Here is a 22,815-nt window from a genome sequence, read left to right as displayed (position 1 = left end):
GGAAACCACGATGACCATGACCACCGTCACCACCACCGCCGAGGAGCGCGAGGCGATCATCGGCGCCGTCCGCGAGTTCGCCGAGACCGAACTCGCACCCTACGCCGCCGAGCGCGACGAGAAGCACCTGTTCCCGCGGGAGTCGCTCAACCGTGCCGGCGAGCTCGGGCTCGGCGGCATCTACGTCGACGAGGAGTTCGGCGGCAGCGGCCTCAGCCGTCTCGACACCGTCGCGATCTTCGAGGAGCTCGCGAAGGGCGACCCCGCGGTCGCGGCCTACATCTCCATCCACAACATGGTCGTCTGGATGATCGACACCTACGGCGACGACGCCCAGCGCGCGCACTGGCTGCCGATGCTGACGGCCATGTCGGAGTTCGGCGGCTACTGCCTCACCGAGCCGGGTGCAGGATCGGATGCCGCGAACATCGCGACCAGCGCCGTCCGCGACGGCGACGACTACGTTCTCACCGGAGTGAAGCAGTTCATCTCCGGAGCGGGCGAGGCTGCCGTCTACGTCGTCATGGCGCGCACGGGAGAGCCGGGCGCGCGCGGCATCAGCGCCTTCCTCGTCCCCGGCGACTCCGAGGCGTTGAGCTTCGGCGCCCCGGAGAAGAAGATGGGCTGGCACGCGCAGCCCACCCGCCAGGTGATCCTCGACGGTGTGCGGGTTCCCGCCTCCTCCATGCTCGGCGACGAGGGTCGCGGGTTCGCGATCGCGATGTCCGCGCTCAACGGCGGACGCCTCAACATCGCCGCCTGCTCGCTCGGCGGCGCCCAGTGGGCACTCGATCAGGCCGTGAAGTACGTGCACGAGCGGATGGCGTTCGGCGAGCCGCTCGCCGAGAAGCAGTCCATCCTGTTCGCGATCGCCGACATGCGCACCGACCTGCACGCGGCACGACTCATGGTGCGCGACGGCGCGCAGGCGGTCGACGAGCACGCACCCGACGCGACGATGCGCTGCGCCATGGCCAAGCGCTTCGCGACCGACGCCGGCTTCGACGTCGCCAACAGGGCGCTGCAGCTGCACGGCGGCTACGGCTATCTGCAGGACTACGGGATCGAGAAGGTCGTCCGCGACCTGCGCGTGCATCAGATCCTGGAGGGGACGAACGAGATCATGCGACTGATCGTCGGACGCGAGATGCTGCGGCCGGCGGGTTCCGCCTCCCTCCAGCGCAACGGCGCAGATCAGATGCGGAGCGGATCATGACGGCGCCGTCTTCCCCGATGGTCGTCGCGTTCCTCGGCCTCGGGCACATGGGACTGCCGATGGCGAAGAACCTCCTCGCCGCGGGGCATGAGGTGCACGGCTTCGATCTGGTCCCCGCGGCCATCGAAGCGGCGCAGACGGCCGGCATCCCGGTGGCGGCGAGCGGCGCGGATGCCGTGGCCGACGCGGATGTCGTCATCACCATGTTCCCCGCCGGAAAGCACGTGATCGAGGCCTATCGCACCGAACTGCTCGCGGCCGCCCGCCCCGGCACGCTCTTCATCGAGTCGTCGACCATCGCCGTCGATGAGGCTCGGGCCGCCCACGCTCTCGCGCTCGCCGCCGGGCACCGCAACGTCGACGCTCCGGTGTCGGGAGGCGTGGTCGGCGCGGAGAACGGCACCCTCGCCTTCATGGTCGGCGGGTCGGACGACGACTTCGCAGCCGCCCTCCCGCTGCTCGAGGTCATGGGAAAGCGCATCGTGCACTGCGGCGGTCCCGGCCTCGGCCAGGCGGCGAAGGTGTGCAACAACATGGTGCTCGCGGTCTCGCAGATCGCGGTGGCCGAGGCGTTCGTGCTGGGGGAGCGGCTCGGGCTCGAGCATCAGGCGCTGTTCGACGTCGTCTCGCAGGCCTCGGGCCAGTGCTGGTCGATCACGACCAACTGCCCCGTGCCCGGCCCTGTGCCCACGAGTCCTGCCAACCGCGACTACCAGCCGGGTTTCGCCGGGGCGTTGATGGCGAAGGATCTCGGCCTCGCGCTGCAGGCGATCGAGCAGACGTCGACGGATGCCAGGATGGGCCGTCTCGCGCAGGAGATCTATGCAGCGTTCGCGGCCGGCGACGGCGCGGGGCGCGATTTCTCCGGCATCATCACCGACATCCGCGACGACCTCGTGTGATGATCGGTACTTCGACGGAGAGGGTGACATGACCGAGTACGAGACGATCCTGGTCGAGCAGCGCGGACGAGTCGGGTGGATCACCCTGAACCGCCCGGAGGCGCTGAACGCGTTGAACAGCCGGCTCGCGGAAGAGGTCACCGCCGCGGCCGTGGCCTTCGACGCCGACGAGGGCGTCGGCGCGATCGTGGTGACCGGATCCGAGAAGGCCTTCGCCGCCGGCGCCGACATCAAGGAGATGGAGGGCATGTCCGCGGCGCAGATGCTCGAGACCGATCATTTCGGGGTCTGGCACGAGTTCGCCGCGGTGCGCACGCCCGTGATCGCCGCGGTCTCCGGCTTCGCCCTGGGCGGCGGATGCGAGCTGGCGATGATGTGCGACATCATCCTGGCCGCCGACAACGCGAAGTTCGGACAGCCCGAGATCAACCTCGGCGTCATCCCCGGCATGGGCGGAACCCAGCGACTGATCCGCGCGGTCGGCTACTACAAGGCGGCGGAGCTGGTGCTCTCCGGCCGATTCATGGGAGCGGAGGAGGCCGAGCGCTCCGGCCTCGTCTCCCGCGTCGTCGCGGCATCCGACCTCCTCGCCGAGGCGACGAAGCTGGCTGACACGATCGCGTCGAAGTCGCTGCCGTCGGTCTATGCCGCGAAGGCCGCGCTGGATGCGGCCATGGAGACGCCCCTGGCCGAGGGACTCGCGCACGAGAAGCGGGCGTTCGCCGCCCTGTTCGACACCGCGGATCAGAAGGAGGGCATGTCGGCCTTCCGCCAGAAGCGGTCGCCCGACTTCCAGAACCGCTAGCGCGTCGTGAACAACTCCTCGGAACAGAGTGCGCCTCGCCGGAAGCGGCTCTCAGCGCCGTGCCCGACGAGAATTCCTGCGGAGATGTGCACCACCTCAGCCGCGGAGCGCGTCGACGATCTTCGCGATCCGGCGCTCGCGCGTCGTTTCCTGCTTGGCCTCGGCCACGCTGCGCGCGTGCTCCTTGCGCACGGTGTACGACAGGGCGTCGAAGGCCGCGCGCACAGCAGGGTCGGCATCGAGGGCCGCGGCGAGTCCCGGCGGTACCTCGACCGTGCGCTCGGCCGAATCCACCCGGATCACGGCGTCGACCTCCTGGCCGATCTCGAGCCCCAGGTCGGCACGCACGGCTTTGCTGAAGCCGATCATGTTCTCGCTGCCCATCCGCGCCAGGCGCAGGCGGGCGGTGCGTCCGCCGACGGTGACGGCCACGGGGAAGGCCTTGCCGGCGCCGAGCGAGGCGACCTGCTCATCCGTGAGGAGGATCGCCGCAGCGGGGCCACGGCCGGTGAGGACGGTGTGCAGGCGCAGTTCGCTCATGCCGAAAGAGTACGCCCGGGACCCTCGAGTTCGGCGGCGAGAATCGCGTTGCGCTCCGTGATGAGGCGGCGCATGTACTCCCGCATGAACAGCGCGTCGACGAGCCGGCCGAGCGGGCCGAACGGCGAGCGGAAGGTCACCGTGTCGTGCATGAGCGTGCCGGACGGGTGCTCCTCGAACCGGTGCTCGTGCAGGAACGCGGCGAACGGGCCCGAGATCTGCCGGTCCGAGAATCCGTTCGGGGGATCGATGTCGAACACGATCGAGCGCAGCCGGAACGGGATGCCGAAGTGGCGTGCCCGCCAGGTCGCGGTCGTGCCCTCGGTGAAGACGCCGCCGGCCGGTGCCTCGATCATCGTCTCGCCGAATCGGGCCATGCTCTTCACGTGCAGCGCAGGGTCGAGCGACGCGGCGAACACCTCGGCGGGGGCCGCACCGATGACCGTCTCGAGTGCGAACCGGGCCATGTCAGAGGGCTTCGGGCTGCGGACGCGGATCGGCGAAGTCGCCCGCGTCCTTGCGCAGCCTGGCCACGATCGCGACGAGCTCGGCCGCGTCGTCGCGGCTCAGACCGGGCTGGGCGAAGACATCGGCGTTGAGGGCCTGGGTGGCGCGCTCGACCAGTTCCCGGCCGGACTCCGTCAGGACCAGGAGCGCGGCGCGTCCGTCGTGCGGGTGCGGTTCACGCGCGATCAGGCCGTCGCGCACCAGCCGCTCCGCCGTGCTCGTGACCGTGGTCGGGTGTACCTGCAGTCGGGCGACCACGCTCGAAAGCGGAAGGCTCCCCGCGCGGCTGAAGGCCAGCAGGCGCAGCACCTCGTAGCGGGCGAAGCTCAGAGCGAAGGGCTTGAGGGTCGCATCGACGCGGGCGAGCAGCAGCTGCTGGGCGCGCATGACGGAGGTGACCAGGGCCATGCCGTCGGCGGCATCCGTCCATCCGTGCGCGAGCCACTGCCGCTTCGCCTCGGCGAGCGGATCGATGGGGAGCGGACGGGGTCGGGCCATTTCTCTACGGTAGTGGCGGGAGGGTGGGGTGCGGCGACGGCGCGCGACGCATCCTTCGCTGTAGCCGCTGAGTCTCAGTCGCATGTGAGCTGGAACTCAGTATCGCGGTCTAGAATTGCAGCAGTCGTGAGGAGCAATCGATGAAGATCTTCGTCCTGGTCAAAGAGGTGCCGGACACCTATGGCGATCGCAAGCTGAATCTCGAGACCGGACTCGCTGATCGCGCGGCCGGGGATGTGGTCCTCGACGAGATCACCGAGCGCGCTCTCGAAGTCGCCCTCAGCTACGCCGACAAGAACGACGGCACCGAGGTGGTGGCCGTCTCGATGGCTCCGGAGGGCTCGACGGCCTCCCTTCGCCGGGCGCTCGCGATCGGTGCCGGCTCCGCCGTGCACATCGCCGACGATCAGCTCGCCGGTGCCGACCTCGGCCTCACCGCCGAGGTGCTGGCCGCGGCGATCCGCCGCGGCGCCCCCGACCTCGTGATCACCGGCAACCTGTCTACCGACGGCTCCGGTGGTGTGATCCCCGCGATGATCGCCGAGCATCTCGGGTTCGCGCAGGTCACCGCCCTTTCCGCGGTGGAGATCACCGCAGACGGCGTCTCGGGAGTCCGAGGCGCGGACGCCGGCAGCCAGCCGGTCTCGGCGCCGCTGCCCGCCGTGATCTCGATCACCGAGGCGCTCCCCGACGCCCGATTCCCCAACTTCAAGGGGATCATGGCGGCGAAGAAGAAGCCGCTTGAAGTGCTCTCGCTCGCCGACCTCGATGTGTCGGCAGATCCGTCCGCCGCCCCGCGGACCATCATGACGACCGTGTCGGAGAAGCCCCCGCGGGCTGCCGGCGTGAAGATCACCGATGAGGGCGACGCGGCCGACAAGCTCGTCGACTACCTCGTGCAGAACAGGCTGGTGTGAGATGACTTCCTCCGAGAACCCGATCCTCGTCCTCATCGACGTCGATCCTTCCGGCTACGTCGCGAGCAGCACGGCGGCGCTCCTCGGCGCTGCTTCCACGATCGGCTCGCCCGTGGCTCTGATCGTCGGCGGGAGCCCCGCCGCGGTGGACCAGGCTGCCGCGGCAGGAGCATCCGTCGTGCTGACCGCCGACGGCGACCCCGCAGCGCTCACCGTGCCGATCGTGGACGCCCTGCAGGCCGCCGCCGCGCAGGTGCGCCCCGACGCGGTGCTGATCTCGAACTCGATCTCCGGTCGCGATGTGGCCGGACGCTTCGCGGTGCGCACGAAGAGCGCGCTGTCGGTCGACGCCGTCGGGGTCTCACGCGACGACGAGGGAGTGCTCGCGCATCACTCGGTCTATGGCGGGGCGTACCTCGTCGACTCGGCTCCCACCTTCGGCACCCCCGTGATCACGGTGCGTCAGGGCGCGGTGGATGCGCGTGCCGAGGCCGTGCCGTCGCACTCGGTCGAGGTGCTCGATGTCACGCCGTCCGGGGCCGTCGCGGCGACGGCAGGTCCGGTCGAGGCGGTCGAGGTCGCCTCCTCCCGTCCCGAGCTGCGCGGAGCGACGCGCGTCGTCTCCGGCGGTCGGGGCCTCGCGTCCAAGGAGAAGTTCGTGCTCGTCGAGGAGCTCGCCGACGCACTCGGCGCGGCCGTCGGCGCCTCCAGGGCAGCCGTCGACGCCGGGTACATCCCGCAATCGCACCAGGTCGGTCAGACCGGGGTGTCGGTGTCGCCGCAGCTGTATGTCGCGCTCGGCATCTCCGGAGCGATCCAGCACCGCGCGGGCATGCAGACCTCGAAGAACATCGTCGCGATCAACAAGGACCCCGAGGCGCCGATCTTCGACGTCGCGGACTTCGGCATCGTCGGCGACGTGTTCGCCGTGGTCCCGCAGGTGATCGCCGCCCTCGAGGCGCGGAAGAAGTAGTCATGGCGACGCGGATGCTGCGACGCGGTCTGCCGCGTGTGCCGGGTGGAGAGCCCTGGCCTCCCGCTGATGCGGTGGCCGTCGACGCGGCCGCAGCGGAACCGGAGGCCGGTGCGGCCCCGGAGCCGGTGGCGCACGCGGTGACGCCGGCTGCGGTCGCCGCGGTCGACACCGGGGTGACGACCGGTGCGGTGGATCCGGCACGGGCGGACGCTCCCGCGCCGCCCACGGAAGCCGCTTCTCCGGCGACCTCCGGAGCACTGCGCATCCGTCGCGGTCTGCCGCGGGTCTCGGGCGGCGAGCCCTGGCCGCCGTCGCAGACCCCCGCCGCCCTCGCTGCCGCGGCCCCCGCTCCGCACACGACGACGGCGGAACCGGCCGCAGAGGCAGCATCTCCCGTGTCGACGGCGATGGCGACCGCGCCGGAGGCGGCCGCCGCATCGACCGCCCCCTCGTCCGCAGTCGCCGAACCCGAGGCGCAGCCCGCCGCGGCCGGCGGTGTCCGTCGTGGCCTGCCCCGAGTGGTCGGTGGCGACCCCTGGCCGCCCGCGGACACTGTTCCGCTCGTGCGGACAGCCGCAGGATCCGCTCTTCTCGAGCCCGTCGCCTCCGAGAGCACGCCCGCTGCCACTGTGGAAGCGCCAGCCGTGGAAACGCCCGCAGCGGCCGCGACCGCCGTGGCCGTCGCCGGCTCTGCTCCGGCCATCGCCGACGTCTCGACGCCTCTGCCCTGGACCCGCACGGTGTGGAACGGGCGCGCACCGCGTCACATCCTTGCCGCATCGGCGCCGGCAACCGACCGCCGTCGTCCGACCTGGACGCAGGCGATCGGCGTGCTGTTCGGCGCCGCTGCGCTCGGAGTGCTCGCAGGAGCGGCGATCGCCTTCGTGCGGACGCTCCTGAGCTTCCCGTTCATGCAGGACTTCCTCGCAGCCTTCCCCGGCGAGTACGAACCCGCGATCGCGGTCGAGCCCGGGTTCTCGCCCTGGATCGGCTGGCAGCACTTCTTCAACATGTTCCTGATGGTGCTGATCATCCGCTCGGGCCTGCAGGTGCGCACCGAGAAGCGGCCGACCGTGTTCTGGACGCCCCGGGGCAACCCCAAGGGGAAGATCAGCCTCAACCTCTGGTTCCACCAGTCGCTCGACATCCTGTGGCTCGTGAACGGCGTGATCTTCGTGGTCCTTCTGTTCGTCACCGGGCACTGGGTGCGCATCGTGCCGACGAGCTGGGAGGTGTTCCCGAACGCGCTGTCGGCGGCACTGCAGTACGTCTCGTTCGACTGGCCGCACGAGAACGGCTGGAACAACTACAACAGCCTGCAGCAGCTCGCCTACTTCGCGACCGTGTTCATCGCCGCACCGCTCGCGGCGATCACCGGGTTCCGCATGTCGGGGCTGTGGCCCAAGAGGGCCGAGAAGGTGTCGAAGGCGTACCCGGTCGAGTGGGCGCGGGCGCTGCACTTCCCGATCATGCTCTACTTCGTGGCGTTCATCATCGCCCACGTCGCGCTCGTGATGTTGACCGGATTCCTGCGCAACCTGAACCACATGTTCGCTGCGCAGGATGCGGTCACCTGGACCGGATTCTGGGTGTTCGTCCTCTCGCTCGTGGTGATCGCGATCGCGTGGGTGGCCGCCCGCCCGCTCGTGCTCGCCCCCATCGCGAAGGCGTTCGGGAAGGTCTCCGGACGCTGAGCCGGAGCTAGCCTGAGGGAGTGAGTGACAGCATCGACATCGAGACCTTCTGGCGACGGGCGAGGGCGGCTGATCCCCGCCTGCCCGAAGCGCAGCCGGAGGCGTGGGGTTTCGGTGCCACACCGCAGCAGGCCGACGAGCTTCTGGCGCTGGTGATCAGCGGAGTGAAGGTGGGTACCGCCTCCGCGCTGTGGGACTACGAACAGGCCGGGGAACCGCTGCCGCGCGTGGGCGAGCTGAGCATACTCCTCGACGGTGCCGACGTGCCGCGAGCCGTGATCGAGACCGTCGCGGTCGAGGTCGTGCCGTTCGACGAGGTCGACGAAGAGCACGCTTTCGCCGAGGGAGAGGGCGACCGCACGCTCGCGCACTGGCGTGAGGTGCACGAGCGCTTCTGGCGGCTGCACTCCGAGAACCCCCGCGGATACGAGCCGGACATGCCAGTGGTGTGCGAGCGATTCCACCTGCTCCTCCCGTCGGATGCCGCGACTGCACCCACACGGTGAAGGATCATTCTCGACGACGGAAGGAAGATCATGGCCGAGGCGTACATCATCGATGCGGTCCGCTCCCCGGTCGGACGGCGCGGCGGATCGCTCTCCGGCATCCATCCGGCTGATCTCGGTGCGCACAGCCTGCGCGCGCTGGTCGATCGGGTCGGGATCGACCCCGGGTCGATCGACGACGTGGTGCTGGGGGCGATCGACGCGATCGGCGGACAGGCGGGGAACGTGGCACGCACCGCCGCCCTGGTCGCCGGATTCCCCGAGCATGTGCCCGGTGTCACGATCGATCGCCAGTGCGGATCGAGCCAGCAGGCCGTGCACTTCGCGGCGCAGGCCGTGATGAGCGGCGTGAACGACCTCGTGATCGCGGGCGGTCTGCAGAACATGTCGCAGGTGCCCCTGACCGCGGCGGCCATCGTGGGCCAGGCCTACGGATTCACCACCCCGTATGCGGAGTCGCCGGGGTGGCGCGAGAGGTACGGCGACCAGGAGATCTCGCAGTTCGCCGGTGCGGAGCTGATCGCCGAGAAGTGGGACACCTCCCGCGAGGATATGGAGCAGTTCGCCCTGGAGAGCCACCGCCGCGCGGCCGTCGCGCAGGACGAAGGTCGCTTCTCGAACGAGATCGCCCCGCTGAACGGTCTCGACCACGACGAAGGCGTGCGCCGGGACACGACCCTGGAGCGGATGGCACAGCTCGCGCCGCTCAGGGAAGGCGGACGGATCACGGCCGCCGTGTCGTCGCAGATCAGCGATGCCTCCAGCGCCGTGCTCATCGCGAGCACACGGGCCGTGCGCGAACACGGACTCACGCCGCGCGCACGCATCCATCAGATGACGGTCCGCGGCGCCAGCCCCGTGCTCATGCTCACGGCGCCCATCCCGGCGACCAGGCACGCCCTGGAGCGTGCGGGGCTCGGCATCGGCGACATCGACCTGTTCGAGGTGAACGAGGCTTTCGCTCCCGTGGTCCTCGCCTGGATGCGCGAGCTCGACGCCCCCTACGAGAAGGTCAACGTCAACGGCGGCGGCATCGCGCTCGGCCACCCGATCGGTGCGACCGGCACGAGGCTGCTCGCGACCATGCTGAACGAACTCGAGCGCACCGGCGGACGCTATGGCCTGCAGGCGATGTGCGAGGGCGGCGGTGTCGCGAACGTGACGATCATCGAGCGCCTCTGACCTGCCGTCGCGCGAGCATCAGCGCAGACAGCGAGAGCGGGCCGCCTCCTCGGGGAGACGGCCCGCTCTCGCGTGTGCGATCGATCAGGGGCGGACGAAGCGGACCTCGGTCAGCGTCTCGCCCAGGAACGGCTCGGTGTGCGATGCGCCGTCGAGGCGGAAGCCGTTGCGCGCGTAGAACCGGTGCGCGCGGGGGTTGTCCTCGGCGACCCACAGATACAGCGGCTCGTCCTTCTCGACGGCCGCGTCGAACAGCTTCTGGCCGATGCCGGTGGAGTGCCACGCATCGAGCAGGTAGATGAAGTAGAGCTCGCGGAACGCGGGAGCGTCCTTGTCGCGGGCGGGACCGGAGCCGACGAAGCCGACGATCTCGCCGTCGACGAGCGCGGCGTTCATCGTGAACTCGGGGCCCTGCGAGGCCCAGTGCGTCCACAGCTCGGCCATGCGGCGGGGCGAGACCTTCTCCAGCGCCGCCTTGCTGATCAGGTGGTCGTAGGTCTCGTGCCAGCACTGCGCGTGCACGCGACCGAGGGCTTCCGCATCCACATCACGGACCGGACGGACGATGACTTCAGGCTGGGCTTCGGCGCTCATGTTCGTGACTCTACGCGCGGCGTCCACGAAGAGGAAATCGAGTGGATGTTCGATGACACCCGATGCGCGGGCATGGAGGGTTCGCACAACGATGTTCGCCGATCGTGCGCTCCTGGCTACGATCGATCCTCGTGAACGTGATCTGGCGGACCCTCCTGGTAATCCTCGGCGCTCGCCGCCGCGTGCGACGGGGGAAGACCCTCGATGCGTCGGCGGTCAGCAGCATCCGCCTGACCACGCTGCCGACCGACATCGATATCCTGCGCCACATGAACAACGGGCGCTACCTGTCGCTCTTCGACCTCGGACGCTGGGATCTGCTGATACGAACCGGGCTGTTCGACGCGATGAAGGAGCACGGCTGGTACGCGGTCGTGTCCAGCGAGACCGTGACGTTCCGCAAGTCGCTGCAGCTGTGGCAGCGCTTCGACGTGCAGTCGCGCTTCATCGGCCACGACGACAAGGCGGTGTTCCTCGAGCACAGGGCCGTCGTCGACGGAGAGATCTACGCGCGGGTGATCGTGCGCTCGCGCATGCTGCGCCGTACCGGCGGCACCGTCAGCAACGAAGAGCTGTTCGCCGCCGTGGGCAAGCCCGAAGGCGTGCCGGAGATCGATGCGTGGGTTCACGACTGGGCGGCGGCATCCGCCCTCCCTCCCGTGCGGGTGAAGGCTCCGAGCGTCTGGGGCTGAAAGAAGCGACGGGGTAGCCAGCCCGGGACGGGCCTGTATACCGTGCAAACCAGAGCACGGACCTAGGCTGAAATCCATGGCTGACTCCCTGTCGGATGCCGTGGCATCCGCACCCCTCGCAGACCGTGCCGTCGAGCTCGCTCGTCGGTGGGTGATCGAGGCAGGAGCCGCCGAGGTCGACCCTGCCGCCGAGCGTCTGGCCGGGGTGCTGCAGGACGTCAACGGTCTGCCGTTCACGCTCGGCTTCGTCGATGGCGTCATGCGCCCGGAGAGCCTCACCGCAGCGGCCTCGCAGCTGCACCGGATCGCCCCGATCGTGCCTGAATTCCTGCCCTGGTACCTGCGCTCGGTGGTGCGTCTCGGCGGCGGTGTCGCGCAGATCCTGCCCTCGCCCGTGGTGCCGATCGCCCGCCGGGTGCTGCGCGACATGGTCGGCCACCTCGTCGTCGACGCGCGCCCAGCGAAACTCGGAGCGGCGATCGAGCGGATCAGGGCGAACGGCTCCCGTCTCAACCTCAACCTCCTCGGTGAGGCCGTGCTCGGCGAGACGGAGGCGCGGCGGCGGCTCGACGGCATCCACGCGCTCATCCAGCGCCCGGATGTGGACTACGTCTCGGTCAAGGTCTCGGCGATCATCAGCCACCTCTCGATGTGGGCGTTCGACGAGGTCGTCGACGAGGTGGTCGCTCGCCTCCTGCCGCTGTACGTCACCGCGGCGGCCGACGGTACCTTCATCAACCTCGACATGGAGGAGTACCGCGACCTCGACCTCACGATCGCGGTCTTCACGCGCATCCTCGAAGACCCGCGCCTGACCGGGCTCGAGGCCGGGATCGTGCTGCAGGCCTACCTGCCCGACGCCCTACCCGCCCTGCAGGAGCTCACCGCCTGGGCGCAGGACCGTGTCGCGCACGGCGGCGCCCGCATCAAGGTGCGACTCGTCAAGGGCGCCAACCTCGCGATGGAGCACGTCGAGGCGCGCATGCACGGCTGGACGCCCGCGACCTACGACACCAAGCTCGACACCGACGCCAACTACCTGCGCTGCCTGGACTGGGCGCTGCAGCCCGAGCGCGCCGCGGCCGTGAAGCTCGGCGTCGCGGGGCACAACCTCTTCGGCATCGCCTACGCGTGGCTGCTGGCGGGGGAACGGGGTGTGCGCGAGGCCGTCGAGTTCGAGATGCTCCTCGGCATGGCACAGGGGCAGGTGCAGGCCGTCTCGCGCGAGGTCGGCCCGGTGCTGCTGTACGTGCCGGTCGTGGAGCCCGCCGAGTTCGACGTGGCCATCAGCTACCTGGTGCGCCGGCTCGAGGAGAACGCCTCGTCGGAGAACTTCCTCTCCGCCGCGTTCCGCCTCGGCGAGGACGAATCGCTGTTCGTGCGGGAGCAGGACCGCTTCCTCGATGCGCTCGACAGAGCGGGCGACCCCACGCTGCGTATCGGGCCGCGTCGCACGCAAGACCGCAGCGCGCCCGTGCACGAGTCCGTGCGGACGGCCCCCGCAGCCCCGGTGCCCGAGACCGACCTCACCAAGGCGGTGCTCGGCATCTCGCGCGGCTCCGACGACGGAGGACGGGAGGCGTTCCTCGAGACGGCCGTGTACTCCGCCCGTGAGCTGGATCAGGATGCCGGCGGAGCGCCGGGCTTCTCGAACACCGCCGACAGCGACCCCGCCCTCCCTGCGAACCGCGAGTGGGCGCGTGAGGTGCGCGAGCGCATCCCCGCGTCCGACCTCGGCGCCGCCACGATCGCGGTCGCGCGGGTCTCGGATGCGGAGGATCTCGAACGGATCGTGCGGGGCGTGCATCGCGCGGCCCCGTCTTGGGGCGCGCGGCCCGCCGCCGAACGCGCCGAGGTGCTGCTGCGCGCTGCGGCCGCGCTCGAATCGCGTCGGGGGGATCTCATCGAGGTCGCGGCCTCCGAGACGGGCAAGATCTTCGCCGAAGCTGACGTCGAGGTGAGCGAGGCGGTCGACTTCGCCCGCTACTACGCGGCCAAGGCGCGCGAGCTCGACGCGATCGCCGGAGCCGTGTTCGTCCCGGCGGCGGTCACCGTCGTCGCACCGCCCTGGAACTTCCCCCTCGCGATCCCCGCCGGTGGCGTGCTCGCCGCGCTCGCCGCAGGTTCCGGCGTCGTCTTCAAGCCCGCGCCGCAGGCCCGCCGCTGCGCTGCCGTGATCGCCGAGACCCTGTGGCAGGCGGGGGTGCCGCGCGACCTCCTCGCACTCGTCGACATCGAGGAGGGCGAGCTCGGGCGCGCGCTCATCACGAACGACGCCGTCGATCGCGTGATCCTCACCGGAGCGTGGGACACGGCCGCGCTGTTCCGTTCCTGGCGGCCCGACCTGCCGCTGCTCGCCGAGACCAGCGGCAAGAACGCCATGATCATCACCCCGTCGGCGGATCTCGACCTCGCCGTCGCCGACCTCGTCAAGAGCGCCTTCGGGCATGCCGGGCAGAAGTGCTCGGCGGCGTCGCTGGCGATCCTCGTGGGTCCGGTCGGACGCTCGGCTCGGTTCGCCCGCCAGCTGGCCGACGCCGTGCGCTCGCTGCACGTCGGGCAGCCGACCGATCCGTTGGCCGAGGTGGGCCCTGTGATCGAGCGGCCTCACGGCAAGCTCGCCTGGGCGCTGAGCGAGCTCGAAGGCGATGAGCAGTGGCTGATCGAGCCCGCGCTCGCACCGGGAGACGACGGCAGCGGACGGCTGTGGCGGCCCGGCATCCGTGTCGGTGTGCAGCCGGGGTCGCGCTTTCACACCGAGGAGTTCTTCGGACCGGTGCTGGGGGTGATGCACGCGCCGACGTTCGCGCGCGCCGTGGAGATGCAGAACGCCGTCGCCTACGGGCTCACCGCAGGTCTGCACACCCAGGACCCGGAGGAGCTGTCGTACTGGCTCGGACGGGTGCAGGCCGGCAACCTCTATGTGAACCGGGGCATCACCGGGGCGATCGTGCAGCGCCAGCCGTTCGGCGGGTGGAAACGTTCCTCGGTCGGTCCCGGTGCCAAGGCCGGTGGCCCGAACTACCTCATCGGCCTGGGGTCGTGGCGTTCGCAGCCGGGCGGACCGGCCTCCAGCACCCTGCATCTGCGGGGGCTCGACTCCCGCATCACGGCCCTGATCGAATCGGCCCAGTCGTCGCTCGCCTACGAGTCGTTCGAGTGGCTCCGGCGCTCCGCACTGTCGGATGCGCTCGCCTGGGACCGGGAGTTCGGGCAGGTGCGCGACGTCTCGCGTCTGGGCGTGGAGCGAAACCTCTTCCGCTACCGGCCGGTGCCCGTCGAGGTTCGCGCGACCGACGATGCGGCTCTGCAGGACCTGCTGCGCGTCGTGATCGCCGGAGTGCGCTCGGGTGCGAAGTTCGTCATCTCGACACCGGTGGGGGTGCCCGCCGACGTGCGTCGAGCCCTCAGCGACCTCGATGCCCCGGTGTTCCTGGAGAGCGACGACGAGTGGCTGCAGCGGATGCTGCGGCAGGATGATGCCTCCGACGGCGTCGCGCTGCCGGCGAGCGATCGGGTGCGGCTGGTCGGCGGCCGTGACGGGGTCGCCGCTCTTCGCGCGAAGCTCGCCACCGCCTCGGCCGGTGATCCCGATCTCGCGGTGTACGACGGCGAGGTGACGGCCGCCGCGCGCATCGAGCTGCTGCCGTTCGTGCACGAGCAGTCGATCTCGATCACCGCGCACCGTTACGGCAACCTCGACCCGTGGAGCAGCGACGTGATCTGATCTTCGTGTAAAGAATTCTTGACACACCTCCGGCGTCGACGTACGCTGAGCGTGTCAACAATCTTTTACATCGGAGTCGTCATGGTCTTTGAAGAACGCAACGCCTGGGCCGGGCTGATCGTCAGCCCCATCGTGATGGTCGCGTACGTCGTGCTGGTGCTCCAGAACGCCGGGGGAGGCCCGCTCACCGACGTCGATTGGTTCCCGCTCATGCTGTGGGTGATCGGTGGGGGCATCGTCGCCACGATCGTGGTCAGCATCGGCTGGGGGCTCATCGCCGGGATCAAAGACCCCGACGGCGTCGGTCGCTCCGACATCCGCGACCGCGACATCAGCCGGATGGGCGGCCGTGTGGAACAGGGCTTCGTGGTGATCGCCGGACTCGGCGTCATCGCGCTGTGCGCGGTCGGCGCCGATGTCTTCTGGATCGCGAACACGATGTTCGCGGGCTTCGCGGTGTCGGCCTTCATCGGCTGCATCGCCCGGGTGATCGCCTACCGGCGGGGCCTCGTCTGATGGTCAAGCCCACCCGCGTCTCGAACACCATCCGCATGCATCGCGAACAGGCCGGACTCACCCAGGCCGAGCTCGCGCGCACGGTCGGCGTGACGCGCCAGACGCTCATCGCGATCGAACAGCAGAAGTACTCGCCGACGCTCGAACTCGCATTCCAGATCGCCCGCGCCTTCGGCGTCGGCCTCGACGACATCTTCGAATACCCCGACACATCAGGAGCAGCATCATGAACCGATCGATGAAGGCGTGGAGCCGAGAGACCTACGGTTCGGCCGACGGCGTCGCCCTCGAGCGCATCCCGGTGCCCGTGCCCGGCCGTGGGGAGGTGCTGCTGCGGGTGCGCGCCACGGCCCTGAACGCGGGCGATGTGCGCCTCCTGCTCGGGGATCCTCTGCTGGTGCGGCCGGTGTTCGGCATGACCCGTCCCAAGTACCCCGTGCGCGGTATCGAGGTCGCCGGCACCGTGGTCGCCGTCGGTCCCGACGTCGTCGGCGCCGAGATCGGCGAGGAGGTCGTCGGCGAGCTGGTCGGCGGTGGCGGGCTCGGAGAGTACGTGACCGTACCCGCGTCGCGACTCGTGCCGATCCCCACCGGCGTCGAGCCGGAGGCCGCCGCATGCCTCCCCGTCGCGGGAGGAACCGCGTGGCAGGCGCTGGATCTCGCCGGGTTGGGCATCTCGGAGGGCGGTCGTTCCGGCGGTGCCACGCCGCGGGTCCTGATCATCGGCGCCTCCGGAGGCGTCGGCACGTTCGCGGTGCAGCTCGCGGCCCTTCGTGGCGCCGAGGTCTGGGCGAGCTGCCGTGACCGAAACGCTCCCCTGGTCGAGCAGCTGGGCGCCGTGCGCACGTTCGATCACCGAGTGTCGCCGCTGAGCGCGCTACCGGACGGGCGATTCGACGTGATCATCGACATCGCCGGAGGCATCCCGCTTCGAGAGCTGAAGCGCCTCGTGGTTCCCGGCGGCAACGTCGTGCTGGTCACGGGCGACGGCGGACACGTGCTCGGCCCTCTGCCGCGGATGCTGCGCGCCGTGTTCCTGTCTATCGGCTCGCGGAGCATCCGACCGCTCGCCGCGTCGCCCCGCGCCGAGGTGCTGGCGAAGCTCCTCGAGCTCGTCGCCGAAGGTCGCGTGGTGCCGGTGATCGAGCGCGAGTACCCCTTCGGCGAAGCATCCACCGCCCTCGCGCGGCTGGAGGCCGGTCACACCGTCGGCAAGCTCGTGGTCACCGGCTCCTGATCCCGCCCGGAGGGGGCGGCACCGCACGGCGCTCTGGCGGCGTACAGGGGGCGGGTGACACAATGGACCTCGGCGTGCCCGAGTCGCATCTTCCCCGAAGCCCGCTCTGAACGAGTGAAGGGTCGAAGGACCGCCGGGCCCCTGGACAGCGTCCGCCGCGCCCGTCCTCCGAGGAGAGCACCCATGTCGACGCCTGAAGCCGCCGTCTCCACCGCCCCCGCCCGCACCGCGCACCACCGCCGCTATCTCATGTGCAAGCCGGAGCACTTCACCGTCAACTACTCCATCAACCCGTGGATGGAGCCGACGAAGCCCACCGACACCGCCAACGCGGTGGCCCAGTGGCAGAAGCTCTACGACCTCTACATCGAGCTGGGCCACGAGGTCGAGCTCATCGAGCCGCTCGCCGGGTACCCCGACATGGTCTACACGGCCAACGGCGGTTTCCTCATCGACGGCCGCGCCTACGTGCCCGAGTTCCGCTTCGTCGAGCGCCAGGGCGAGTCGCCGGCCTTCGCCGAGTGGTTCCGCGCCGCGGGGTACGACACCGTGATGCCGAAGGAGGTCAACGAGGGCGAGGGAGACTTCCTGCTCGTCGGCGACGTGATCCTGGCCGGCACCGGTTTCCGCTCCACGGGCGACAGCCACCGCGAGGTCGGCGAGGTCTTCGGTCGCGAGGTCGTCTCGCTCAACCTGGTCGACCCGCGCTTCTACCACCTCGACACCGCGATCGCCGTGCTCGACCCGGTGCAGGGCACGGAAAACGGCGGCCCGGAGCGCGCGAACATCGCCTACCTTCCCGGTGCCTTCGACGACGCGAGCCGCGCCATCCTCGAGGAGCGCTTCCCCGACGCGATCCTGGTGTCGGACGAAGACGGTTCGGTGTTCGGCCTGAACTCGGCGAGCGACGGCTACAACGTGGTCATCTCGCCGCGTGCGAAGGGCTTCGAGAAGCAGCTGCGCGAGCGCGGATACAACCCCATCACGGTCGACCTGTCCGAGCTGCTGCTCGGCGGCGGCGGCATCAAGTGCTGCACGCTCGAACTGCGGGGTGCGAAGTGACCGCGCTCGACGAGACCACCGCGGCAGGCGCCGAGCCGCACGTCGCACACAACTACCACCCGCTGCCGGTGAACATCGCCCGCGCGGAGGGGGCATGGGTGACCGACGTCGAGGGCAAGCGCTACCTCGACCTGCTCGCGGCGTATTCGGCCGTGAACTTCGGCCACCGGCACCCGGCCCTCGTCGCGGCGCTCACCGAGCAGCTCGGACGGGTGACGCTCGTCAGCCGTGCGTTCCAGAGCGACCGGCTCGAACCGTTCGCCGCGGCGCTCGCCGAGCTTGCCGGCAAAGACCTCGTGCTGCCGATGAACACGGGGGCCGAGGCCGTCGAGACGGGCATCAAGGTCGCCCGTGCATGGGGCTACCGGGTCAAGGGCATCCCCGAGGGCAAGGCGCGCATCATCGTGGCTGCCGGTAACTTCCACGGCCGCACGACCACGATCGTCAGCTTCAGCGACGACGAGACGGCCCGCGACGACTTCGGCCCCTACACGCCGGGCTTCGACGTCGTGCCGTACGCAGACGCGGAGGCCATCGCCGCGGCCATCACCGACGAGACGGCGGCCGTGCTGGTCGAGCCGATCCAGGGCGAAGCCGGCGTCGTGATCCCGCCGGAGGGGTACCTGCGCCGCATCCGCGAGATCTGCGACGAGAAGAACGTGCTGTTCATCGCCGACGAGATCCAGGCCGGACTCGGGCGCGTGGGCGAGACGTTCGCCTGTGACCGCGAGGGCGTCGTGCCCGATCTCTACCTGCTCGGCAAGGCGCTCGGCGGCGGCATCCTCCCGGTCTCGGCCGTGGTCGGCGACGCCGATGTGCTCGGCGTCATCCGTCCGGGCGAGCACGGCTCTACCTTCGGCGGCAACCCGCTGGCTGCGGCCGTGGGCCTGCGCGTGGTCGAGATGCTGCAGACGGGCGAGTTCCAGGAGCGGGCGCGTGCACTCGGCGCCCATCTCGAGCAGGCGCTGCAGCCGCTGATCGGCCACGGCGTCACCGCCGTGCGCATCGCCGGGCTCTGGGCCGGCGTCGACATCGATCCCGCCAAGGGCACGGGTCGCGAGATCGCCGAGAAGCTCCTCGAACGCGGTGTGCTCGTGAAGGACACGCACGGACAGACCATCCGCATCGCACCGCCGCTCGTGATCCGCGCGACCGAACTCGACTGGGCGGTGGAGCAGCTCAAGCTCGTGCTGGGCGCCTGATCAGGCGCATCCCGCCTCCGCGTACGCGGGCACGGGCAACGCCACCGCAGGGGAGGGCCGTGGCCTGGGGATGGCGACGGCTGGCGGTGGCGCTGCCCTCGTGCGTGCTCAGGCCGGCGGCGAGTCCGGGTCGAGCGTCTTGAGGGTGTCTTCTTCTGCTTCGTTGTCGGCGTCGAGCTGATCCTCGGTGGTCTCGTCGCCGCCGAGCGCCGCGCGGTGTCCCTGGCCTGCGTCGCCCTGGATGGCGCCGCCGGTCGACTCTCCGCGCGAGCTGTCTCCCTGGATCGCGCCGCCGGTGCCGTCGCCCTGACCGGAGTCCTCGTCGGCTCCTCCGACGCGGCGCGCGCCCTCGGCCGGATCCTGCGGGTGGGGGGTGCGTTCCGTGTTCTCGTCCATGCATCGACGGTACGTCGAGGCGTTCGTCTCGGAGAGGGCGTTGACAAACGCCCTGACGCGGGTCAGTTCTCGCGCTCGCTCTTCTTGGCGCTGCGGATCGGTGTGGTCACAGCCGCCTCGTCGCTGAACTCGATCGGGTCGACCTCGATCACACGGAGGGGGCGGGTCTCGTCGAGCGTGAGCAGGAAGCGGCGATTCTCATCGCGCCGGAGGCGGCCAGATGTCGCCACCCAGATCACGCCGATCGCACACGCGACGAATCCCGCGGTGCCGCCGAGCATGATCGCGGCGCGCGGTCCGAAGGTGTCGGCGACCCATCCGGCGATCGGCGCCCCGACGGGTGTCGAACCCATGATGACCGCCATGTACAGGGCGAGCACACGTCCGCGCAGAGCGGGATCGGTGGTGATCTGCACGTAGCCGTTGGCGGTGGTGAGGAGGGTCACGATCATGAACCCGGTGAAGGTCAGGGTGACGGCGTAGGACGCGTATGTGGGCATGGCCGACGAGACGAAAGCGGCGATGCCGAACCCGCCGGCGGCGAGGATCACCACGCGCACGCGGGCTCGATCGCGTCGGGCGGCGAGCAGGGCTCCGATCAGCGAGCCGATCGCGAGGACCGAGCTGAGCACGCCGTACCCGTCGGCCCCGGCGCCGAACTCGAGAGCCATGGTGGAGGCGAAGATCGGGAAGTTCATGCCGAACGCGCCGATCAGGAACACCGTGACGAACACCACGCGCAGGTCGCTGCGCCCCCACACGTAGCGGAATCCGGCCGCGAGTCCGCCGCGGTTGCGGTTCTTCAGACGCGGAGCGAGCAGGCTCCGGCGCATCAGCATCAGTGCGAGCAGCATCGCCAGGAAGGTCGCCGCGTTCACGATGAAGACCCAGCCCGAGCCGATCGCCACGATCAGCAGGCCGCCGACGGCAGGCCCCACCATGCGGGCGAGGTTGAACGATGCCGAGTTGAGGGCCACCGCGTTGGAGGTGTCGCCGGTGGAGACCATGTCGGAGACGAACGCCTGCCGGGCCGGGGCGTCGAACGCGTTCACGATGCCGAACCCGAGGGCGAAGCCGAACATCATCGGCAGCGTCATGAGGTCGTTCAGCAGCAGTACGCCGACGGCGATGGCCAAGGCGAGCAGTGCCGACTGGGTGGCGAACAGGATGTGCCGTCGGTCGAAGCGGTCGGCCACCCACCCGGTCAGACTCACGAGCACGAGCGGAGGCCCGAACTGCAGGGCCATCGTCACGCCCATCGCGGTGGCGTCGTTGTCGGTCAGCTCGGTGAGCACCACCCAATCCTGAGCGGTGGCCTGCATCCATCCCCCGACGTTGGAGATCAGGGCGCCCGCGAACCAGATCCGGTAGTTGATGTTCGCGAAGGAGCGGAACATGGCGCTCATTGTTCGACCACCCGCCTCATCAGCGCGCTGGCTTCGCGCAGCGTGGTGAGCTCGGCCTCGGTGTATTCGACCTCGCGCAGCATGTCGGCGAGCAGCTCGTCGCGTCGTCGGATGGTCTCGGCGACGATCTCGGTGCCTGCCGCGGTGATGGCGACCTGCACACGGCGGCGGTCGTCTTCATCGGGCGTGCGCACCACGTAGCCCTGCTCCTCGAGGCCGTTGATCGTGCTGGTCATCGAGGGGGCCGTGACGCGCTCGCGCTCGGCGAGGGTGGAGACCGTGCGGCGGCCGTTCATGCGCAGGTCGGCGAGCACCGCCAGCTGCGCGTCGCTCATCGAGTCGGCGGCGCGGGCGCAGCGGAGGCGGCGGGCCAGCCGGAACGTGGCCATGCGAAGGTCTGTGGCGGTGAGGTGGAGTGATTCATCAGACGCAGACATTACTTAGATAGCCTATCTAATTTTTCGGATGCCATCTCGGCAGCGGGCACAATGGAGGGGTGACCCGAACGCTCGCTCTCGAAATCGCCGTGCAGGACCCCGCTGGAGTGCGGATCGCCGCAGAAGTCGGCGCCGACCGCGTCGAGCTCGCCACGGCCCTCGCCCTCGGCGGGCTGACCCCGTCTCCCGCGACCCTCGAGCTCGCCGTCGAGGCGGCAGGTGCCGACGGCCCCGAGGTGCACGTGCTGATCCGGCCCCGCGCGGGCGGTTTCCACTACACCGAGGACGAGCTCGTCGTCTCCGAACGCGACGTCCGCCGCGCGGTCGCCGCCGGTGCCGCAGGTGTCGTCATCGGAGCTCTCGACGCGGAAGGGCGCCTCGACCTCTTCGCGATGGCCCGTCTGCGCGACGCCGCCGGGGGCGCGCCTGTCACCCTGCACCGTGCCATCGACGTGACAGCCGATCCTGTCGCGACGCTGCAGAGCGCCCGCGAGCTCGGCCTTCGCCGCGTGCTCACCTCGGGCGGGGCATCCGCCGCGATCGACGGCATCGAGACGCTGCGCGCTCTGGTCGCCGCCGCCGAGGGCGAGATCGAGATCATGGCCGGCAGCGGCGTCGACGTGACCAGTGCTCCGGTGCTGGCGGCGGCGGGCGTCGACGCCATCCACTTCTCCGCGAAGCGCGCTGTGACCGAGGACGGGGGCGTGCGCATGGGGTCGGCCTCCGACGGGGTCGGCGGCTACGAGGTCACCGACCGCGACATCGCCTTCGCGATCCGGGACGCCCTCGCGCGGTAGCCGCCCTCTCGCAGGGTGAGTAGGCTCGCACCGTGATGGATACCCGCGAGTTCACCGACGCTTATGGCGTCGACATCGTCTATGACGTCCATCCTGCGCAGGGGACGCCTCGGGGCGTGGTGCAGCTGCTGCACGGCGTCGGCGAGCATGCCGGGAGATATGGAGCGCTGATCGCCGCGCTCACCGGCGCCGGCTTCCACGTCTACGCCGACGACCACCGCGGGCACGGACGCACCGGCATCCGTCAGCACGGCGGACCCGAGAAGCTCGGACGCCTGGGCAAGGGCGGACTGCGCGCGGCCGAAGAGGCGGTCTGGCAGCTGACCGGCATCATCCGCGAGGAGAACCCCGATCTCCCGCTCGTGCTGCTCGGGCATTCCTGGGGCTCGTTCCTCGCGCAGATGCTCGTCAACGATCACCCGGAAGCCTGGGACGCCGTGATCCTCTCCGGATCTGCACTGCGGATGCCCGGTTCGCTGAACGCCGCGCCGCTCAACGCGCGCTGGGCAGGCGAGGGGGCCACGGGTCTCGAGTGGCTCAGCCGCGATCCTGCCGTGTGGGCGGCGTTCGACGAGGATCCGCTGACCACCGACGTGCCGCTGCTCAAGCTCTTCGGCCCGATCGAGGCCGCGAAGCTCTACGGCCGCCCGGCCAAGGACCTCGGATACGACATCCCGATGCTGCTGCTCGTGGGTCGGGACGACCCGGTGGGCGGACCCCGCAGCGTGCACAAGCTCGCCGACGAGTACCGCAACCGTTCCGGCCTCACCGACGTCACGACGCTCGTGTACCCGGATGCGCGTCACGAGATCTTCGCGGAGCTGCAGCAGGAAGAGGTGCGTGCCGACGTGCTCGCCTGGCTCGACACGCACATCCCCGCGCGCTGAGATTCGCGGCTTCATCGCCGAGACCCATGCTCCTCGCCCATACCCACGGTGGCGAACGCTTGTGACGGTGGGTCTCGGCGAGGACCGTGGGTGCGGGCGTGAGGTGTTCCCGGATGAGG

The 22,815-nt window shown here is 70.0% G+C and carries 24 protein-coding genes; 17 read left to right on the top strand and 7 right to left on the bottom strand.

Translation table 11 applies throughout. The features are described from left to right. Positions 1-10 precede the first annotated feature (10 nt). The 3 genes from ACP699_RS09185 to ACP699_RS09175 are packed head-to-tail and all read left to right on the top strand — an operon-like array spanning position 11 to position 2,923. On the top strand, positions 11-1,216 hold the full coding sequence (locus ACP699_RS09185) for an acyl-CoA dehydrogenase family protein (protein WP_288969646.1): 1,206 nt from the start codon (positions 11-13) through the stop codon (positions 1,214-1,216). Further along, the gene (gene mmsB / locus ACP699_RS09180) at positions 1,213-2,118 is read left to right on the top strand and encodes a 3-hydroxyisobutyrate dehydrogenase (protein ID WP_426170722.1); all 906 of its coding nucleotides are present in this window, start codon (positions 1,213-1,215) and stop codon (positions 2,116-2,118) included. Before ACP699_RS09185 ends, mmsB begins: the two co-directional genes overlap by 4 nt. A gap of 28 nt (positions 2,119-2,146) precedes the next feature. Then, entirely contained in the window at positions 2,147-2,923 is a 777-nt protein-coding gene (locus ACP699_RS09175; protein ID WP_127483066.1) for an enoyl-CoA hydratase-related protein, read from the top strand. Positions 2,924-3,019: 96 nt separating this feature from the next. Here ACP699_RS09175 and ACP699_RS09170 read toward each other — a convergent pair whose 3' ends face one another. The 3 genes from ACP699_RS09170 to ACP699_RS09160 are packed head-to-tail and all read right to left on the bottom strand — an operon-like array spanning position 3,020 to position 4,468. Beyond that, on the bottom strand, positions 3,020-3,463 hold the full coding sequence (locus ACP699_RS09170; RefSeq protein ID WP_426170719.1) for a YdeI/OmpD-associated family protein: 444 nt from the start codon (positions 3,461-3,463) through the stop codon (positions 3,020-3,022). Next, positions 3,460-3,930, bottom strand: coding sequence for an SRPBCC family protein (locus ACP699_RS09165; protein WP_426170717.1), 471 nt, complete (start codon positions 3,928-3,930; stop codon positions 3,460-3,462). Before ACP699_RS09165 ends, ACP699_RS09170 begins: the two co-directional genes overlap by 4 nt. A 1-nt stretch (position 3,931) precedes the next feature. Then, complete coding sequence (locus ACP699_RS09160) at positions 3,932-4,468, bottom strand: MarR family winged helix-turn-helix transcriptional regulator (protein ID WP_017829471.1); 537 nt, start codon at positions 4,466-4,468, stop codon at positions 3,932-3,934. 140 nt (positions 4,469-4,608) lie between these two features. On the opposite strand from ACP699_RS09160, the gene ACP699_RS09155 reads away from it, so the two are divergent. Genes ACP699_RS09155 through ACP699_RS09135 form a run of 5 tightly spaced genes read left to right on the top strand, consistent with a single transcriptional unit; the run spans position 4,609 to position 9,743 of the window. Then, positions 4,609-5,385 carry an electron transfer flavoprotein subunit beta/FixA family protein gene (locus ACP699_RS09155; RefSeq protein WP_426170715.1) on the top strand — a complete coding sequence of 259 codons (777 nt, stop codon included), beginning with the start codon at positions 4,609-4,611 and terminating at the stop codon, positions 5,383-5,385. Between the two features lies 1 nt (position 5,386). Next, positions 5,387-6,358, top strand: a complete 972-nt coding sequence (locus ACP699_RS09150) for an electron transfer flavoprotein subunit alpha/FixB family protein (RefSeq protein ID WP_055866071.1) — start codon at positions 5,387-5,389, stop codon at positions 6,356-6,358. A gap of 2 nt (positions 6,359-6,360) precedes the next feature. Then, positions 6,361-8,055: a cytochrome b/b6 domain-containing protein gene (locus ACP699_RS09145; protein WP_426170713.1), complete on the top strand. Its 1,695-nt coding sequence runs from the start codon at positions 6,361-6,363 to the stop codon at positions 8,053-8,055. Between the two features lie 20 nt (positions 8,056-8,075). Next, positions 8,076-8,561: an ASCH domain-containing protein gene (locus tag ACP699_RS09140; RefSeq protein WP_426170711.1), complete on the top strand. Its 486-nt coding sequence runs from the start codon at positions 8,076-8,078 to the stop codon at positions 8,559-8,561. 30 nt (positions 8,562-8,591) lie between these two features. After that, positions 8,592-9,743 carry an acetyl-CoA C-acetyltransferase gene (locus ACP699_RS09135; protein WP_426170710.1) on the top strand — a complete coding sequence of 384 codons (1,152 nt, stop codon included), beginning with the start codon at positions 8,592-8,594 and terminating at the stop codon, positions 9,741-9,743. A gap of 84 nt (positions 9,744-9,827) precedes the next feature. Here the strand turns inward: ACP699_RS09135 and ACP699_RS09130 are convergent, their stop codons facing one another. Further along, positions 9,828-10,337 (bottom strand): GNAT family N-acetyltransferase, encoded by a 510-nt coding sequence (locus ACP699_RS09130; protein ID WP_031205707.1) that lies wholly within the window; start codon positions 10,335-10,337, stop codon positions 9,828-9,830. 131 nt (positions 10,338-10,468) lie between these two features. On the opposite strand from ACP699_RS09130, the gene ACP699_RS09125 reads away from it, so the two are divergent. The 7 genes from ACP699_RS09125 to rocD all read left to right on the top strand — a co-directional run bounded on the left by ACP699_RS09125 (position 10,469) and on the right by rocD (position 18,773). Next, positions 10,469-11,029, top strand: a complete 561-nt coding sequence (locus ACP699_RS09125) for an acyl-CoA thioesterase (RefSeq protein ID WP_031205706.1) — start codon at positions 10,469-10,471, stop codon at positions 11,027-11,029. Between the two features lie 76 nt (positions 11,030-11,105). After that, positions 11,106-14,756 (top strand): proline dehydrogenase family protein, encoded by a 3,651-nt coding sequence (locus ACP699_RS09120; RefSeq protein WP_426170707.1) that lies wholly within the window; start codon positions 11,106-11,108, stop codon positions 14,754-14,756. A gap of 81 nt (positions 14,757-14,837) precedes the next feature. Further along, positions 14,838-15,272, top strand: a complete 435-nt coding sequence (locus tag ACP699_RS09115) for a hypothetical protein (RefSeq protein ID WP_055874546.1) — start codon at positions 14,838-14,840, stop codon at positions 15,270-15,272. Further along, positions 15,272-15,502: a helix-turn-helix transcriptional regulator gene (locus ACP699_RS09110; RefSeq protein WP_055866058.1), complete on the top strand. Its 231-nt coding sequence runs from the start codon at positions 15,272-15,274 to the stop codon at positions 15,500-15,502. Before ACP699_RS09115 ends, ACP699_RS09110 begins: the two co-directional genes overlap by 1 nt. Further along, positions 15,499-16,509, top strand: a complete 1,011-nt coding sequence (locus ACP699_RS09105) for an NAD(P)-dependent alcohol dehydrogenase (RefSeq protein ID WP_426170704.1) — start codon at positions 15,499-15,501, stop codon at positions 16,507-16,509. Before ACP699_RS09110 ends, ACP699_RS09105 begins: the two co-directional genes overlap by 4 nt. A gap of 183 nt (positions 16,510-16,692) precedes the next feature. After that, entirely contained in the window at positions 16,693-17,571 is an 879-nt protein-coding gene (gene ddaH / locus ACP699_RS09100; protein ID WP_055874540.1) for a dimethylargininase, read from the top strand. Then, positions 17,568-18,773: an ornithine--oxo-acid transaminase gene (rocD, locus tag ACP699_RS09095; RefSeq protein WP_055866050.1), complete on the top strand. Its 1,206-nt coding sequence runs from the start codon at positions 17,568-17,570 to the stop codon at positions 18,771-18,773. The genes ddaH and rocD overlap by 4 nt, the downstream gene beginning before the upstream one ends. Positions 18,774-18,881: 108 nt before the next feature. On the opposite strand, the gene ACP699_RS09090 is transcribed toward rocD, so the two are convergent. The 3 genes from ACP699_RS09090 to ACP699_RS09080 form a co-directional block, all read right to left on the bottom strand. Next, positions 18,882-19,169: a hypothetical protein gene (locus tag ACP699_RS09090; RefSeq protein WP_055866047.1), complete on the bottom strand. Its 288-nt coding sequence runs from the start codon at positions 19,167-19,169 to the stop codon at positions 18,882-18,884. Positions 19,170-19,231: 62 nt separating this feature from the next. Next, complete coding sequence (locus ACP699_RS09085) at positions 19,232-20,566, bottom strand: MFS transporter (protein ID WP_082524278.1); 1,335 nt, start codon at positions 20,564-20,566, stop codon at positions 19,232-19,234. 5 nt (positions 20,567-20,571) lie between these two features. Further along, positions 20,572-21,012, bottom strand: a complete 441-nt coding sequence (locus ACP699_RS09080) for a MarR family winged helix-turn-helix transcriptional regulator (protein WP_426170700.1) — start codon at positions 21,010-21,012, stop codon at positions 20,572-20,574. Between the two features lie 59 nt (positions 21,013-21,071). On the opposite strand from ACP699_RS09080, the gene ACP699_RS09075 reads away from it, so the two are divergent. Together ACP699_RS09075 and ACP699_RS09070 are read left to right on the top strand one after the other, a co-directional pair. Then, a complete protein-coding gene (locus ACP699_RS09075; protein WP_055866040.1) occupies positions 21,072-21,809 on the top strand; it encodes a copper homeostasis protein CutC in 738 nt (245 codons plus the stop codon). Between the two features lie 35 nt (positions 21,810-21,844). Continuing rightward, positions 21,845-22,696: an alpha/beta fold hydrolase gene (locus ACP699_RS09070; RefSeq protein ID WP_426171564.1), complete on the top strand. Its 852-nt coding sequence runs from the start codon at positions 21,845-21,847 to the stop codon at positions 22,694-22,696. Positions 22,697-22,815: the final 119 nt, after the last annotated feature.

The organism is Microbacterium sp. DWRC1-3, assembly GCF_049896645.1.
GTDB lineage: Bacteria > Actinomycetota > Actinomycetes > Actinomycetales > Microbacteriaceae > Microbacterium > Microbacterium maritypicum.
Note: the sequence above shows the minus strand (reverse complement) of the source record. Positions and strands in the feature narration are given on the sequence as shown.

Coding starts and splice junctions, on each gene's coding strand:
- ACP699_RS09185 (WP_288969646.1), top strand. CDS start 11: ATGACCATGACCACCGTCACCACCACCGCCGAGGAGCGCGAGGCGATC.
- mmsB (WP_426170722.1), top strand. CDS start 1,213: ATGACGGCGCCGTCTTCCCCGATGGTCGTCGCGTTCCTCGGCCTCGGG.
- ACP699_RS09175 (WP_127483066.1), top strand. CDS start 2,147: ATGACCGAGTACGAGACGATCCTGGTCGAGCAGCGCGGACGAGTCGGG.
- ACP699_RS09170 (WP_426170719.1), bottom strand. CDS start 3,463: ATGAGCGAACTGCGCCTGCACACCGTCCTCACCGGCCGTGGCCCCGCT.
- ACP699_RS09165 (WP_426170717.1), bottom strand. CDS start 3,930: ATGGCCCGGTTCGCACTCGAGACGGTCATCGGTGCGGCCCCCGCCGAG.
- ACP699_RS09160 (WP_017829471.1), bottom strand. CDS start 4,468: ATGGCCCGACCCCGTCCGCTCCCCATCGATCCGCTCGCCGAGGCGAAG.
- ACP699_RS09155 (WP_426170715.1), top strand. CDS start 4,609: ATGAAGATCTTCGTCCTGGTCAAAGAGGTGCCGGACACCTATGGCGAT.
- ACP699_RS09150 (WP_055866071.1), top strand. CDS start 5,387: ATGACTTCCTCCGAGAACCCGATCCTCGTCCTCATCGACGTCGATCCT.
- ACP699_RS09145 (WP_426170713.1), top strand. CDS start 6,361: ATGGCGACGCGGATGCTGCGACGCGGTCTGCCGCGTGTGCCGGGTGGA.
- ACP699_RS09135 (WP_426170710.1), top strand. CDS start 8,592: ATGGCCGAGGCGTACATCATCGATGCGGTCCGCTCCCCGGTCGGACGG.
- ACP699_RS09130 (WP_031205707.1), bottom strand. CDS start 10,337: ATGAGCGCCGAAGCCCAGCCTGAAGTCATCGTCCGTCCGGTCCGTGAT.
- ACP699_RS09120 (WP_426170707.1), top strand. CDS start 11,106: ATGGCTGACTCCCTGTCGGATGCCGTGGCATCCGCACCCCTCGCAGAC.
- ACP699_RS09115 (WP_055874546.1), top strand. CDS start 14,838: ATGGTCTTTGAAGAACGCAACGCCTGGGCCGGGCTGATCGTCAGCCCC.
- ACP699_RS09110 (WP_055866058.1), top strand. CDS start 15,272: ATGGTCAAGCCCACCCGCGTCTCGAACACCATCCGCATGCATCGCGAA.
- ACP699_RS09105 (WP_426170704.1), top strand. CDS start 15,499: ATGAACCGATCGATGAAGGCGTGGAGCCGAGAGACCTACGGTTCGGCC.
- ddaH (WP_055874540.1), top strand. CDS start 16,693: ATGTCGACGCCTGAAGCCGCCGTCTCCACCGCCCCCGCCCGCACCGCG.
- ACP699_RS09090 (WP_055866047.1), bottom strand. CDS start 19,169: ATGGACGAGAACACGGAACGCACCCCCCACCCGCAGGATCCGGCCGAG.
- ACP699_RS09085 (WP_082524278.1), bottom strand. CDS start 20,566: ATGTTCCGCTCCTTCGCGAACATCAACTACCGGATCTGGTTCGCGGGC.
- ACP699_RS09080 (WP_426170700.1), bottom strand. CDS start 21,012: ATGTCTGCGTCTGATGAATCACTCCACCTCACCGCCACAGACCTTCGC.
- ACP699_RS09070 (WP_426171564.1), top strand. CDS start 21,845: ATGGATACCCGCGAGTTCACCGACGCTTATGGCGTCGACATCGTCTAT.